Here is a 13,307-nt window from a genome sequence, read left to right as displayed (position 1 = left end):
TCCGACGGGCAGTGCTCGGCGCTCAGTGCTTAGCGCGTGCGGGCAGTGCTCAGTGCGTGATGGCCGTGACGTGGTCGGTGACGAGGCCGACAGCCTGCTGCAGCGCATCCCGTACCGCCACGACGCTCGGGCGCCCTGCACTGGAGCGCCGCGCAGCCGTGAACACCGTGCGCTGGGGGCTGCCTGGCAGGTCCTTGAGACGCAGCCACGGCTTCTCGCCGGCCCAGACGAGGTCTGGGAGGATGCCGACGGCGTTGCCGGATTCAATCAAGCGGATGTGCGCGATGAGGTCTGCTGTCTCGAACCGCACATCGGGCTCGAAGCCGGCGAACCGGCACAGCTGCGTCGCCCACTGCCTCGATGCGGTTCCCTCCGGCTCCATCACCCAGGGCAGTCTGGCGGCTTCTTCGAGCGAGTTGGCCGTGATCCGCCCAGACGTGGCGCGCGGCACCGCGAGCCGGAGCGTGTCTGTGGCCAGGTTGATCCGGTCCAGGTCTGGCAGGTGAGCGCGGGTGCGCCCCGGGTACTGCTCTGCGATGACGAGGTCGAAGTCGCGGGCCGAGACCTCGAACAATCCCACTTCCGGCTCGCGCTCGGTGATCTCCACACGCAGGTCTGGATACTCGGTGGCCAGCAGGCTGAGCGCCTGCGGAATCACAGCGTGCGCGGCCGACTGGAAGACGGCCACTCTCACCGTGCCGGACACCGTTGTGAGCGACGCCGTCATGTCGGCTTCGGCGACCTCGAGGCGGTCGAGCAGAACCGTGGTGTGCTCCACCAGGATCTCGGCCTGCGGGGTGAGCTGCACGCGCCTGCCGACCTTCTGCAGCAGCTCGACTCCTGCCTCTTTCTCCAGCAGGGCCAGCTGCTGCGACACCGCTGATGGGCTGTAGGCGAGGGCTTCGGCGACCCCCGCGAGGGTGCCGCGAATCTTCAGTTCTCTCAGCAGTCGCAGCCGCCTGATGTCCAACATTCGGCTCCTCCATCAGTTCGGCGCAAAGCGTAAGCAATCCTAATCAATATCGTTAACAAAGATTCGCTTTTGCTAATTGAACCAGAGCGCCACACTGAGTACAGAATTCAGATCGAACGAAAGACTAGCCTCGTGACTATGACCAACCCCAGCAGCCCACTCGGTACCCCCGGCCCGGCCGCAACGCACGACCTCAGCACGGCGGTTGTCGCCCTCGTACAGAAGTGGCTCAAGGAGAGCGAGAGCATTCCAGCGGATGCCTCAGCAGAGCGCCTCGCGGGTGTCTTGAAAGACCCGAACGGCCTCGACTTCACCGTTGGGTTCGTTGACGGCGTCATGCGTCCTGAGGACGTCATGGTGGCCGGCTACAACCTGCAGCGTGTCGCCAAGCTGGCCCCCGGCTTCCTGCCCGCTTACATGCGCGGTGCCATCTGGCTCGGCGGCGTCTTCGGTCCTGTGCTGCCCTGGGTGGTCATCCCCGCAGCCCGCACCGTGCTCCGCAAGATGGTCGGGCACCTCGTCGTCGATGCCACCCCAGAGAAGCTCGGCCCCGTCATCGCGGGCCTCCGCGAATCGGGCAACCGCCTGAACATCAACCTGCTCGGTGAGGCCGTGCTCGGAGAGCGCGAAGCGCTCCGCCGCCTCGAGGGCACCCGCGCCCTGCTCGCCCGCGACGACGTGGACTACGTCTCCATCAAGGTGTCGGCCATTGCGAGCCAGCTGTCGATGTGGTCGTTCGACGAAGCCGTCGACCGTGTCGTCGAACGCCTCACCCCGCTCTACGAACTCGCCGCCAGCGCGCCGGCCGGCGCCAAGTTCATCAACCTCGACATGGAGGAGTACCGCGACCTCGACCTCACCATCGCGGTCTTCGAGCGCATCCTCGACCAGCCGCAGCTGAAAGACCTCGAGGCCGGCATCGTGCTGCAGGCCTACCTGCCAGACGCGCTCGGCGCTCTCCAGGGCCTCACCGCGTGGGCGAAAGAGCGTCGCGCCGCCGGGGGAGCCCCCATCAAGGTGCGCGTCGTCAAGGGCGCCAACCTCGCCATGGAGCACGTCGACTCTGCCGTGCACGACTGGCCGCTGGCGACGTACTCCACCAAGCAGGACAGCGACACGAACTACAAGCGCGTGCTCGACTGGGCATTCACCCCAGAGAACACGGATGCCGTCGCCATCGGTGTCGCAGGACACAACCTGTTCGACGTCGCGTACGCCCACCTCCTCGCCGCATCCCGCGGTGTGGCAGACAAGGTCGAGTTCGAGATGCTGCTTGGCATGGCCACCAGCCAGGCTGAGGCCGTGAAGAAGGATGTCGGTCGTCTCCTGCTCTACACGCCGGTCGTCAACCCGGCCGAGTTCGATGTGGCGATCAGCTACCTCATCCGTCGCCTGGAAGAGAACGCCAGCCAGGACAACTTCATGTCGGCCGTCTTCGAGCTGACGAGCACCCCAGAGCTGTTCGAGCGCGAGAAGAACCGTTTCCTTGCCTCCCTCGACGCGCTGGAGACCACGCGCGGCCAGGATGTCATCGTGCCGACGCCGAACCGCACCCAGGACCGCGCCAACACGGCGGGACTTGTCGCATCCGCTGCTCCTGAGTCAGGTGCAGGCGAGGCAGGCGCAGAGGTGCTGACGCTGGATGCCGCAGGCGACGAGGAGCCGCAGCTCACCGCAGCCGTGCTCGGCCTCACCCGCGGCAGCGCGCAGTCCGGGTTCCACAGCACCGGATTCCACAACGAGCCTGACACCGACCCCGCCCTGCCGGCCAACCGTGCCTGGGGTCGTCGCATCCTGGCCAGGGTGGAGACGTCGACGCTCGGGCTCGATACGATCGCCGCCGCCCGTATCGCCAGGCCTGCCGCACTCGACACCGTCATCGATACCGTCACCCACGCCGGAATCGCCTGGGGCCAGCTCCCCGGCGCAGAGCGCGCCGCTGTGCTGCACCGCGCCGGCCTCGCCCTGGCCGCCAACCGCGACCGCCTCATCGAGGTCATGGCCGCCGAGACCGGCAAGACCATCGCAGAGGCCGACCCTGAGATCAGCGAGGCCATCGACTTCGCGCACTACTACGCCGAGCGGGCCAAAGACCTCGACGCGGTACAGGGCGCCATCTACGTTCCGTCGAAGCTCACGGTCGTCACCCCGCCATGGAACTTCCCTGTCGCCATCCCCGCCGGGTCTGTGCTCTCCGCGCTCGCCGCCGGCTCCGGCGTCATCATCAAGCCGGCCAAGCTCGCGCAGCGCTCTGGCGCCATCATGGTCGAGGCGCTGTGGGAGGCCGGCGTTCCCCGCGAGTTGCTCGCCCTCGTCGACCTGGCCGACCGCGATCTCGGCACCCAGCTGATCTCGCACCCGAATGTCGACAGGGTCATCCTCACCGGTGGCTACGAGACGGCAGAGCTGTTCCGCTCGTTCCGCGCCGACCTGCCGCTGTTGGCCGAAACCAGCGGCAAGAACGCGATCATCGTCACGCCGTCTGCAGATCTCGACCTCGCGGCATCCGATGTCATCAAGAGCGCCTTCGGCCACGCCGGCCAGAAGTGCTCTGCGGCCAGCCTGGTCATCGTCGTGGGCTCTGTCGCGAAGTCCAAGCGCTTCATGGGCCAGCTGGTGGATGCCGCGACCTCCATGCGCGTCGGCTACCCGTCGAACCCGGTCACCCAGATGGGACCGATCATCGAGCCGGCCAATGGCAAGCTGCTGCACGCCCTCACCAACCTCGGCGCCGGAGAAGAATGGCTGGTCGAGCCTAAGCAGCTCGACGACTCGGGCAAGCTGTGGTCGCCCGGCATCCGCACCGGCGTCGCGCCCGGTTCGTACTTCCACCTCACCGAATTCTTCGGGCCGGTGCTCGGCATCATGCACGCGCGCACGCTTGAGGAGGCCATCCGCTTCCAGAACGCCGTCGACTACGGCCTGACCGCCGGCCTGCACTCGCTCGACTCCGATGAACTGGCCGAATGGCTGGCGACCGTCGAAGCCGGCAACCTGTACGTCAACCGCGGCATCACCGGGGCCATCGTGCAGCGTCAGCCGTTCGGCGGCTGGAAGCGCTCCTCTGTAGGCGCCGGCACCAAGGCTGGAGGCCCGAACTACCTGTTCGGCCTCGGCAGCTGGGTCACCGACCCAGGCAAGAACAGCTCCACCCTGCACCTGCGTGGCCTTGAGAAGCGCGTGAGCGACCTCATCGAGGCGTCGCAGTCGGCCCTTGAGTACGAGGAGTTCGACACGCTGCGCCGTTCGGCACTCAGCGACGCGCTGGCCTGGCGCGAAGAGTTCAACACGGTGAAGGATGTCTCTGGCGTTGAGCTTGAGCGCAACCTGTTCCGTTACCTGCCGCTGCCCGTCACGGTGCGCCTGAGTGAGGACGGCACGCTGTCCGACCTGCTGCGCGTGATCGCGGCTGCAACGCTGTCGAACTCCCAGTTCGTTGTGTCGAGCGCCATTCCGGTACCGCCGGCCGTGCGCAACCTGTTGTCAGCCAGGGACATCGTGGTGACCGTCGAAAGCGATGCGGCCTGGTTGGGCCGCGCTGCCAGGGGCGGCATCACCACGAGTCGGGTGCGCCTGATCGGCGGAGACCCGATGGTGGGGGCTGCGGCCGCGGCATCCGCTCTAGCAACCGCCCTGGTCGGCAGCCCCGACATTGCGATGTACTCACACCCGGTGACCCAGGCCGGCCGGGTCGAGGTGCTGCCGTTCCTTCGCGAACAGGCGATTTCCATCACGGCTCACCGCTTCGGCAACCCGAGCACGCTGTCAGAGGACGTCATCTAACGCTGGCGCGTGCGTCCACGTGCTCGCCTCCGACATCCGCTCGCAAGAAATCGACCCAAAACTGATGCTTTAGGTCGATTTCTTGCGAGTGGAATGCAATAGCGGCCTGCACAGATGGATTTCGAGACGCTCGCTGGCGCACGCTCCTCAACCAACGGGGCACGGCTACCGGTTGAGGGCGGATGCCACGATCTTGAGCGCCTCGTCGGGGTTCAGGCCCAGCTGGGTCACCCGGTCGGCATAGGCAATGGCAGCGGCATGCGCCTGCCTCTGGGTACCGTCACCGGTTGCTGCAACGAACGACCCGTTGCGACCCCTGGTCTCGATGATCTCGTGGTGCTCGAGCTCCCGGTATGCGCGGGCGACGGTGTTCGCGGCGAGGCCGAGCTGTCCGGCAAGGCTGCGCACTGTCGGAAGCTTGGCGCCGGGGGACAGGCGTCCATCCCGCACCGCATCCATGACCTGCACCCTGATCTGTTCGAACGGCGGCAATGCTGAAGCAGGGTCGATCGCGAGGAAAGCCAGAGACACTGATGCTCCAGAGGTTATTCGTGGGTGTGGTGTGTGGTCAGTGTGGCCCTGACGGGACTGTCGGCGCAAGCCGGGCGCCCAGAAAGCAGGGGCAGCGTGGCTCAGTCTGCCGTTCGGTGAATCAGCCTCGACAGCACGATCGCGCTGCGGGTGTGGTCGACATTCGGCGCCAGCCGCACCTTCTCGAGAGCCGCTTCGAGCCCAAGGATGTCGCGGGCACGAATGTGCACCATCGCGTCGGCGCTTCCGGTGACGGTTCCAGCTTCCACCACCTCTGGAACGCCTGACAGGATGCGCAACAATTCGTCGGGGGCCACCGTGCCGCGGCAGAACAGTTCGACGTAGGCCTCCGTGCCCATTCCGTCCACGGCCGGATCGACCTGGATCGTGAACCCACGAATCACCCCGTCGGAGACCAGCCGGTCGACGCGGCGTTTGACCGCCGATGCTGAGAGGCCGACAACCGAGCCGATATCACCGTATCCAGCACGCGCGTTCTGACGAAGCAAGTCCAGGATGCTGCGGTCAAGGTTGTCCATGCCGCGAGTATAGGTGAATTCATTGCGTCACTGCAGGTCTCTACGCAGTATTTCAGCGCAGTACGCAACGATCCTCCTGATCCCTGCGCCACCGCGGCGGCATCCGTTTCTATCCGCGAAAAGCGAATGGCGTGGGCAGGGTAGTTCAGGAAACGGCGAGCATCTGCAGTTTTATTGCGTTGACCGGGGTAATTACGCAGGAAAAGCGCGGCATTACGCAGAAATGATTGATTCGTGCTGTGTGAGACTGAACGTGGCGTCCCGGCGCGACCACACCCGAATGGTCGCGCCGGGCTCTCGTGAGCGACCTGGTCCGCCATTCACCCCCGCAACCCCGTGCAGCACCGGGGCTTTTGAATGAGGAGTTCCCATGTCAACCGATACCGTGTCAACCAATATCGAGGACGCGCCGATGACCGAATCGATAACCCGCACACCGGTCAAGCGCACCGTGCTCATGTGTCGACCCGACTATTTCACCGTGGTGTACCGCATCAATCCGTGGATGAACCCCGCCGTGCCCACCGACACAACGCTGGCACTGCGTCAGTGGCAGGCCCTGTACGACATCTACATCGGCCTGGGCTTCGACGTGCACCTGATCGACCCGATCGATGGCCTGCCAGACATGGTCTACGCGGCCAACGGCGGCTTCGTCATCGACAACAAGGCCTACGGCGCGAGCTTCACCTACCCGGAGCGCCAACCGGAAGGCCCCGCGTACATGGACTGGTTCCGCGCCAACGACTTCGACGTGCACGTGCCCCAGGAAATCAACGAGGGCGAGGGCGACTTCCTGCTTGTCGGCGACGTCATCCTGGCCGGCACCGGATTCCGCAGCGACTCGAACAGCCACGAAGAACTGGCCGCGCTGTCCGGTCGCGAGGTCATCACGCTCACGCTCGTGAACCCGAGTTTCTACCACCTCGACACGGCGATCGCCGTGCTCGATGACACCAACATCGCCTACCTGCGCAGTGCCTTCGACGCGGCCAGCCTCGACATTCTCGAGGCACGCTACCCGGATGCCATCATCGCCACCGAAGCGGATGCCGCGATCCTCGGCCTCAACTCGTACTCAGACGGCTACAACGTCGTCATTGCATCGAGGGCAACCGACTTTGAGCAGCAGCTGCGCGCTCGCGGGTACAACCCGATCGGCGTCGACCTGTCTGAGCTGCTTCTCGGTGGCGGCGGCGTGAAGTGCTGCACCCTCGAACTGCGCCGCTGACCTGCTGACCCGCGAAAGGACGATCATCATGTCGACACCCCAGACCCACACCTCGAACGGCAGTCTCTCCGACCGTGACCTGACGCCTCGCCAGGCTGCGGACATCCGCTTGGAAGAGGAGCACGCCGCCCACAACTACCACCCGCTGCCCGTCGTCGTGGCGACCGGTGATGGTGCCTGGGTGACGGATGTCGACGGGCGCCGCTACCTGGATTGTCTCGCCGCGTACTCCGCGGTGAACTTCGGCCACTCCAACCCTGTGCTGCTGGACGCCGCCCGCACCCAGCTCGACCGCATCACGCTGACCAGCAGGGCGTTCCACAACGATCAGCTCGGCCCGTTCGTCACCGCGCTCGCGGAGCTGGCGGGCAAAGACATGGTGCTGCCGATGAACACCGGCGCTGAGGCCGTTGAGTCTGGCGTCAAGGTTGCGCGGGCCTGGGGCTACCGGGTCAAGGGCGTGGCTCCTGGCCTTGCCAACATCATCGTGGCCGCGGGGAACTTCCACGGCCGCACGACCACCATCATCAGCTTCTCCGACGACGAATCGGCGCGTGCCGACTTCGGGCCGTTCACGCCCGGCTTCCGCACCGTGCCATACGGTGACGCTGCAGCGCTGGAAGCTGCGATCGACGAGAACACCGTTGCGGTGCTGCTCGAGCCGATCCAGGGGGAGGCCGGCATCGTCGTCCCTCCCGCCGCCTACCTGCCGGCTGTACGCGAGATCACTGAGCGCCACAACGTGCTGTTCATCGCCGACGAGATCCAGTCGGGCCTCGGCCGCACCGGTGCCACATTCGCCTGCGACCTGATCGGCGTCGTGCCGGATCTCTACCTGCTCGGCAAAGCACTCGGCGGCGGCATCGTGCCGGTGTCGGCCGTGGTCGGCAACCGCGACATCCTCGGTGTCTTGCAGCCCGGCGAACACGGCTCCACCTTCGGAGGGAACCCGCTGGCGGCCGCCATCGGGCTGGCCGTTGTGCGGATGCTGGCGACCGGCGAATACCAGCGCCGTGCGCAGGTGCTCGGTGAACACCTGCATGCGGCACTCGGCAGGCTCGTCGGGCACGGTGTTGTCACGGTGCGCGGGGCAGGTCTTTGGGCGGGAGTCGACATCGATCCAGCTCTCGCATCCGGCCGCATGGTCTGTGAAGCGCTGCTGTCGCGCGGTGTTTTGGCGAAAGACACGCACGGTTCGACCATTAGGCTGGCCCCTCCGCTGACGGTCTCAGAGGCCGACCTTGACTGGGCCGTTGATCAACTCGCCGCGGTGCTGGAAGGCTTCTCCACGCGGGCCTAATTGAACGTTGTATTTCGGATGGATCGGGCGCACAGTAGAGGCATCAAAGTCGTCGAGGGGAGGCCCTCATGAATGGGTCGTCAATCCAGCCGGACATACTTCCAATGCTTTCCGCCGGAAAGCATCGGACGCCGCGTGCAGGAGCGTGCTTCATGGAGTTCGCGTCGTTCCTTGCTGGCGAGCGATGGAGCGATCATCCGGCCTGCACGCACGCCGGTCTTGCCCACCTCGCACGCATGGTCAACGACTGCACGTCCGATCGAGCCAGGAGCAAACTGGCACTGTTGATCCCGTCGGTCATCGGCCTCACGAGCGATGACAAGCGACTGGATGTCATTCTCGCGCTGCGTGCAGCATCGGCGGCGCTGCCCGTCGTGGCTGAAGAACGACAGCACTCGCTTGCGGTTGGTGCGCTTGTCGCATCCGCTGGCCTGGAGACGATGGGCGGGTCTGGTCCTGTCGACACGGCAGGTGCGCTGAACGCTGCGTTCGCTGCTGCCCCAGAGGCAGAGCGTTGGGCCAGAGTGTTCATCTCTGCGAACCTGCGCCGGCAGCCGAACGAGATCTCAATCAGGCACAGCCACTCGATCATCGCGTCGTCAATCGACGGTATCGGTCGTGCGTGCATCAGCAACCCGGACGATCAGCTCCGCATGCTGCTGGCGGCGGCGATCGACGACTGCGTCGAGTTCATCGCGGCCACGGAACCGGCCACGATCGAACGCACTCAGGCGCCGAAGAACGGCCCGACAGTAGCCGAAGCCACGGCGATGGCGGCCAGGCTGAAGCAGGCTCCGGTTCGGTCATACGCCAAGCTCTGAACACCGTTGATTGAGGAGCGAGCGCCAGCGAGCGTCTCGAAATCCGGTTGGTGCGTCTGTGCACCAGCGGTCTCGAGACGGCCGTGAACGGCCTCCTCGACCAACGGTGGGTAAGTTTCGGGACACCATTCGGCCGGTAGCACCGCCTCGCGGGCTCCGGCCGAATGGCTGTATCTGGGCTACTTCGCCACGGTCGCGCGCTTTGGAACGGATGCTGCGGCTGCGGCATCCGCTACCGGCTGCACGATCGGCATCAGGCGAGCGAGCTGCGTGACGTGACCGGGGTTCAGCTCGTCGAGCGAAGCGACGCCGAGCAGCTTCATGGTGCGGCGAATCTCCTCTGAGAGGATCGCGATGGTGCGGTCGACACCCTCGCGCCCTCCAGCCATCAGGCCGTAGAGGTATGCACGGCCGATGAGCGTGAACCGGGCGCCAAGGGCGACGGATGCCACGATGTCCGCGCCGTTCATGATGCCCGTGTCGAGCTGCACCTCTGTGTGGTGGCCGACCTCGCGCACGACGCTCGGCAGCAGGTGGAAGGGGATGGGTGCGCGGTCGAGCTGACGGCCGCCGTGGTTCGACAGGATGATGCCGTCGGCCCCGAGGTCGACGGCGAGTTGGGCATCCGCCACGGACTGCACGCCCTTGACGACAAGCTTGCCCTTCCACTGCTCGCGGATGAACTGCACGTCCTCCGGCCCGACAGTCGGGTCGAACATGGTGTCGATGAGCGCGGCGACGGTACCTGACCAGCGGTCGAGGCTCGCGAAGGCCAGCGGTTCCGTGGTGAGGAAGTTGATCCACCAGGCCGGACGCGGGAGAGCGTTCAGCACGGTCTTCGGCGTGAGTGCCGGCGGAATGGAGAAGCCGTTCTTCACATCGCGCAGGCGTGCTCCGCCGACGGGGGTGTCGACGGTGACCATCAGGGTGTCGTAGCCGGCCGCCGCAGCGCGGTCGACGAGGGCGAGCGAGCGTTCGCGGTCAGTCCACATGTACAGCTGGAACCAGTTGCGGCCGCCGGGAGCTGCCGCTGCGACATCCTCGATCGACGTGGTACCCATGGTGGACAGCGTGAAGGGGATGCCGGCTGACTCTGCGGCGGTCGCACCGGCGCGCTCACCCTCGGTCTGCATCATCCGGGTGAAACCGGTCGGGGCGATGCCGAACGGCATGGCGCTGGTCTTGCCGAGGATCTCCCGCGTGGTGTCGACGGCCGACACATTCCGCAGCACTGCCGGGTGGAACTCGATGTCCTGGAAGGCCTGGCGGGCACGGGCCAGCGAGATCTCGCCCTCCGCCGCGCCATCCGTGTAGTCGAACGGGGCCTTCGGGGTGACCCGCTTGGCGATGGTGCGCAGGTCAGCGATGCTTGTCGCGCTGGCCAGGCGGCGCTTGCGGGCGCTCAGCTCCGGCTTCTTGAACTGCATGAGCGGGGCGAGATCGCGCGGGTTGGGGAATCGTCTGTCGACCATGATTTTCGGTTCACACTTCCTGAGTCGGGGAGAGGGGAGAATCGGACACGTTGGTGGCGGCGTAGTAGCCGGAGATGTGCGCGTGCACGACGCTCCCGGCCCTGTCCGCGTCGCCGGACTCGATGGCGGCCACGATCTGCCGGTGCTCGTGCATGAGGCGAACGGATGCGTCCTCCCACGAGTCGAGGCGGGTCGCGCCCACGCGCGCATAGCTTTCAATCGAGCTGCGGAGCCCGGCCATGGTGGCCGTGATGACCTGGTTGCCCAGGATCTCGGAGAGCACCAGGTGGAACTGGGTGTCGAGGGCGAGGAACTCGTCGGTGGTGAGGGGCGCGGCATCCGCTGTGCTCGTTGTGCTGCTCGTGGCGTCGGCGGCTCGGCTGCCGGCCTCCATGACGTCGAGGAGCGCGGTGGCCCGGCTGAGATCTGGGCGCGGGTTCGCCACGGCCAGATCGGCGGCAACGGAGGTCTCCAGCACGAGCCTGGTCTTCACGATGTCGGCGACGGCGAAACCGGTGGCGGCGACCTGGAGTCGCATGAGCGCGCTCATGCCGCCCGACGGGGTCGCCACGATGATCGCGCCAGAGGTCGGGCCCGATCCGGTCGCGGTGCGGATGAGTCCAAGCACCTCAAGCACCCGAATGGCTTCGCGCACGCTTGAGCGGCCGACGCCGAGGTCAGCGGAGAGCGCGCGTTCGCCCGGCAGGTGATCGCCGGGACGCAGGGCGCCAGAGAGCAGGTCGGCTTCGATGTGCTCGAGCACGACCTGCCAGGCGCGTCGTTCGTCGCTCACGTCGCTGTGCCTTTCGTCTGTCGGCCGCCGGCCGATTCATGTGGTCAGACCACACAGCATACAGACTATTTGCCTCCGTGACGCGCCTTCGCCGAGAGTCGCCGTTTCGACCGAGAGTCGCCAATGCAACGGCGACTCTCGGCATGAACGGCGATTCTCGGCGCTCGGTGGCCCGCTCGTTCAGCGACGCATGGGGCTCAGACTGTCGCGCCGACCGGCTGGCCGGCCGTGCTCGCTTCGGCGGCCGGATGCGCCGCCTCCAGGATGCGCATGAACTCACGCATCCACGACGGGTGGTCTGGCCAGGCGCGCCCAGAGACGAGATTGCCGTCGACGACGGCCGCTCCGTTCTCGTAGGTGCCGCCACCGAGTTCGACGTCGATCGCGAGCGCCGGGTACGCCGACGAGGTGCGTCCCTGCAGCACGCCGGCCGCTGCGAGCAGCATCGGGCCGTGACAAAGAGCTGCGACGGGAGCGTTGCGGGCGAAGATCTCACGCACGATCCGCTTGGCGTCCTCGTCGTTACGGATGTATTCCGGCGCGCGCCCGCCTGGCACCACGATGGCGACGTAGTCGTCGCTGTTCACATCCTTGAAGGCGATGTCGGCGTCCCAGGCGTGACCGAGCTTCTCGGTGTACGTGTCGAATCCATCGATGAAGTCGTGCACGACGAACTGCAGCTTCTTCTTCTCCGGGGCGGCGATGTGCACCTCGTACCCGGCTTCCAGCAGTCGCTGGTACGGGTAGAAGACCTCGAGGGTCTCTGCGGCATCTCCGGTGAGAATGAGTACCTTGGCCATGTCATACCTCTCTGTATGGGTGTGGTGGAATGCGGGTATCGGGGGCTCGTCGTGTGGTTCTCGCGAGCGGCGGCATCCCTGTGCATAAGTGTGAGCAGCGGCACGTGCCGCCGACAACCTGCTTTCCCACCATGTGCGAAACGGATGCAGATTCGCCGTCCATGACCCTGTTCAGTCGGCCAGCTGCTGACCTACACTCTGGGCATGGCTTCAGCGATGCAGCCCCGCGACGGCGCGGGAATCCAGTCGGCAGAGCGTGCGCTCCGCATCCTCGAGCTGGTCGGATCGTCGCCGATGGGCGCGAGTGCTGCCGAGGTTGCCCGCGAACTCGGGCTGTCGCTCTCGACGAGCTATCGGCTGCTCGCCACCCTGCAGAAGGCCGACTACATCAGCAGCCAGGTCGGTGATCACCGCTACATTCTGGGTCGCACCGTTGACGCACTCGGCCGGGCGGTGCACCTGCAGCTGCTGGCGACGCCTGAGGTGCGGAGCGTGCTGCAATCGGTGCACGAGAGCACCCATGCGCCGGCCTACCTGACGGTGTTCAGGGGTGACGACATCGCCGTCGCCCACATCGAGGACTCACCGGAGCATCCGCGCATCTCGCAGTTGCACGTCGGCTTCGCAGAGGCGTCGCACGTGACGGCGTTCGGCAAGCTGATGCTGGCGGCCAAGGACGAGGCCGGGCTGGGCCGGTTTTTGGAGCGGCACAGTCCGCTGGCGCTGACCCCAGACAGCGTGACGGATGTCGCCCACCTCCGCGAGCAGTTGGATGACGTGCGCGCCCAGCAACTCGCAGTGGAGATCGAGGAGTACATGCCGAAGCTGGCATGCATTGCTGCGCCCGTTCGCTCCCGCAGCGGGCGCACGATCGGCGCCGTCTCTGTGTCGGTCTCGGCCGCAGACTTCAACCTGCGGGCGCGAGATCTGGAGCGCGCTGTGCGGCGAGGCGCCTGGCTGGTCTCATCGCAGCTGCCCGGCTGATATCGCCGCGGTGCACCCAGATAGAGCGCCTGCCACTTCGACACCGGCGGGCAGCCTCCCGGAAACATCGCCGCAACAGG

General features: G+C 66.2%; 11 protein-coding genes. 5 read left to right on the top strand and 6 right to left on the bottom strand.

Features of this window, described 5'->3' with window-relative positions; all coding sequences use genetic code 11:
* Positions 1-49 precede the first annotated feature (49 nt).
* Positions 50-973: a LysR family transcriptional regulator gene (locus AC25Y4_RS16845; protein WP_488121595.1), complete on the bottom strand. Its 924-nt coding sequence runs from the start codon at positions 971-973 to the stop codon at positions 50-52.
* A 138-nt stretch (positions 974-1,111) separates the two neighbouring features.
* Here AC25Y4_RS16845 and AC25Y4_RS16840 point away from each other — a divergent pair, with 138 nt between their 5' ends.
* A complete protein-coding gene (locus AC25Y4_RS16840; protein WP_488121594.1) occupies positions 1,112-4,756 on the top strand; it encodes a proline dehydrogenase family protein in 3,645 nt (1,214 codons plus the stop codon).
* Between the two features lie 165 nt (positions 4,757-4,921).
* Here the strand turns inward: AC25Y4_RS16840 and AC25Y4_RS16835 are convergent, their stop codons facing one another.
* Together AC25Y4_RS16835 and AC25Y4_RS16830 are read right to left on the bottom strand one after the other, a co-directional pair.
* Entirely contained in the window at positions 4,922-5,287 is a 366-nt protein-coding gene (locus tag AC25Y4_RS16835) for a GntR family transcriptional regulator (RefSeq protein WP_488121593.1), read from the bottom strand.
* 101 nt (positions 5,288-5,388) lie between these two features.
* Positions 5,389-5,826 (bottom strand): Lrp/AsnC family transcriptional regulator, encoded by a 438-nt coding sequence (locus AC25Y4_RS16830; RefSeq protein ID WP_488121592.1) that lies wholly within the window; start codon positions 5,824-5,826, stop codon positions 5,389-5,391.
* A 370-nt stretch (positions 5,827-6,196) separates the two neighbouring features.
* On the opposite strand from AC25Y4_RS16830, the gene ddaH reads away from it, so the two are divergent.
* The 3 genes from ddaH to AC25Y4_RS16815 all read left to right on the top strand — a co-directional run bounded on the left by ddaH (position 6,197) and on the right by AC25Y4_RS16815 (position 9,178).
* Positions 6,197-7,057 carry a dimethylargininase gene (ddaH, locus tag AC25Y4_RS16825; protein WP_488121591.1) on the top strand — a complete coding sequence of 287 codons (861 nt, stop codon included), beginning with the start codon at positions 6,197-6,199 and terminating at the stop codon, positions 7,055-7,057.
* A gap of 28 nt (positions 7,058-7,085) precedes the next feature.
* A complete protein-coding gene (gene rocD, locus AC25Y4_RS16820; protein ID WP_488121590.1) occupies positions 7,086-8,357 on the top strand; it encodes an ornithine--oxo-acid transaminase in 1,272 nt (423 codons plus the stop codon).
* 152 nt (positions 8,358-8,509) lie between these two features.
* Positions 8,510-9,178: a hypothetical protein gene (locus AC25Y4_RS16815; protein ID WP_488121589.1), complete on the top strand. Its 669-nt coding sequence runs from the start codon at positions 8,510-8,512 to the stop codon at positions 9,176-9,178.
* 179 nt (positions 9,179-9,357) lie between these two features.
* On the opposite strand, the gene AC25Y4_RS16810 is transcribed toward AC25Y4_RS16815, so the two are convergent.
* The 3 genes from AC25Y4_RS16810 to AC25Y4_RS16800 all read right to left on the bottom strand — a co-directional run bounded on the left by AC25Y4_RS16810 (position 9,358) and on the right by AC25Y4_RS16800 (position 12,243).
* On the bottom strand, positions 9,358-10,650 hold the full coding sequence (locus AC25Y4_RS16810; protein ID WP_488121588.1) for an alpha-hydroxy acid oxidase: 1,293 nt from the start codon (positions 10,648-10,650) through the stop codon (positions 9,358-9,360).
* 10 nt (positions 10,651-10,660) lie between these two features.
* Positions 10,661-11,443 carry a FadR/GntR family transcriptional regulator gene (locus tag AC25Y4_RS16805; RefSeq protein ID WP_488121587.1) on the bottom strand — a complete coding sequence of 261 codons (783 nt, stop codon included), beginning with the start codon at positions 11,441-11,443 and terminating at the stop codon, positions 10,661-10,663.
* A 197-nt stretch (positions 11,444-11,640) separates the two neighbouring features.
* Positions 11,641-12,243, bottom strand: a complete 603-nt coding sequence (locus AC25Y4_RS16800) for a DJ-1/PfpI family protein (protein ID WP_488121586.1) — start codon at positions 12,241-12,243, stop codon at positions 11,641-11,643.
* Positions 12,244-12,447: 204 nt separating this feature from the next.
* Between AC25Y4_RS16800 and AC25Y4_RS16795 the strand changes: the two genes are divergently transcribed.
* Positions 12,448-13,227 carry an IclR family transcriptional regulator gene (locus AC25Y4_RS16795; RefSeq protein ID WP_488121585.1) on the top strand — a complete coding sequence of 260 codons (780 nt, stop codon included), beginning with the start codon at positions 12,448-12,450 and terminating at the stop codon, positions 13,225-13,227.
* Positions 13,228-13,307 lie beyond the last annotated feature (80 nt).

It is taken from the genome of Leifsonia sp. Y878 (assembly GCF_057669685.1).
The sequence above is the reverse complement of the archived record's forward strand: the minus strand, read 5'-3'. Positions and strand labels throughout refer to the sequence as shown.

What these genes read in the sequence shown, in the direction of transcription:
- AC25Y4_RS16845 (WP_488121595.1), bottom strand. Translation starts at nt 973, where the DNA reads ATGTTGGACATCAGGCGGCTGCGACTGCTGAGAGAACTGAAGATTCGC.
- AC25Y4_RS16840 (WP_488121594.1), top strand. Translation starts at nt 1,112, where the DNA reads ATGACCAACCCCAGCAGCCCACTCGGTACCCCCGGCCCGGCCGCAACG.
- AC25Y4_RS16830 (WP_488121592.1), bottom strand. Translation starts at nt 5,826, where the DNA reads ATGGACAACCTTGACCGCAGCATCCTGGACTTGCTTCGTCAGAACGCG.
- ddaH (WP_488121591.1), top strand. Translation starts at nt 6,197, where the DNA reads ATGTCAACCGATACCGTGTCAACCAATATCGAGGACGCGCCGATGACC.
- rocD (WP_488121590.1), top strand. Translation starts at nt 7,086, where the DNA reads ATGTCGACACCCCAGACCCACACCTCGAACGGCAGTCTCTCCGACCGT.
- AC25Y4_RS16815 (WP_488121589.1), top strand. Translation starts at nt 8,510, where the DNA reads ATGGAGTTCGCGTCGTTCCTTGCTGGCGAGCGATGGAGCGATCATCCG.
- AC25Y4_RS16810 (WP_488121588.1), bottom strand. Translation starts at nt 10,650, where the DNA reads ATGGTCGACAGACGATTCCCCAACCCGCGCGATCTCGCCCCGCTCATG.
- AC25Y4_RS16800 (WP_488121586.1), bottom strand. Translation starts at nt 12,243, where the DNA reads ATGGCCAAGGTACTCATTCTCACCGGAGATGCCGCAGAGACCCTCGAG.
- AC25Y4_RS16795 (WP_488121585.1), top strand. Translation starts at nt 12,448, where the DNA reads ATGGCTTCAGCGATGCAGCCCCGCGACGGCGCGGGAATCCAGTCGGCA.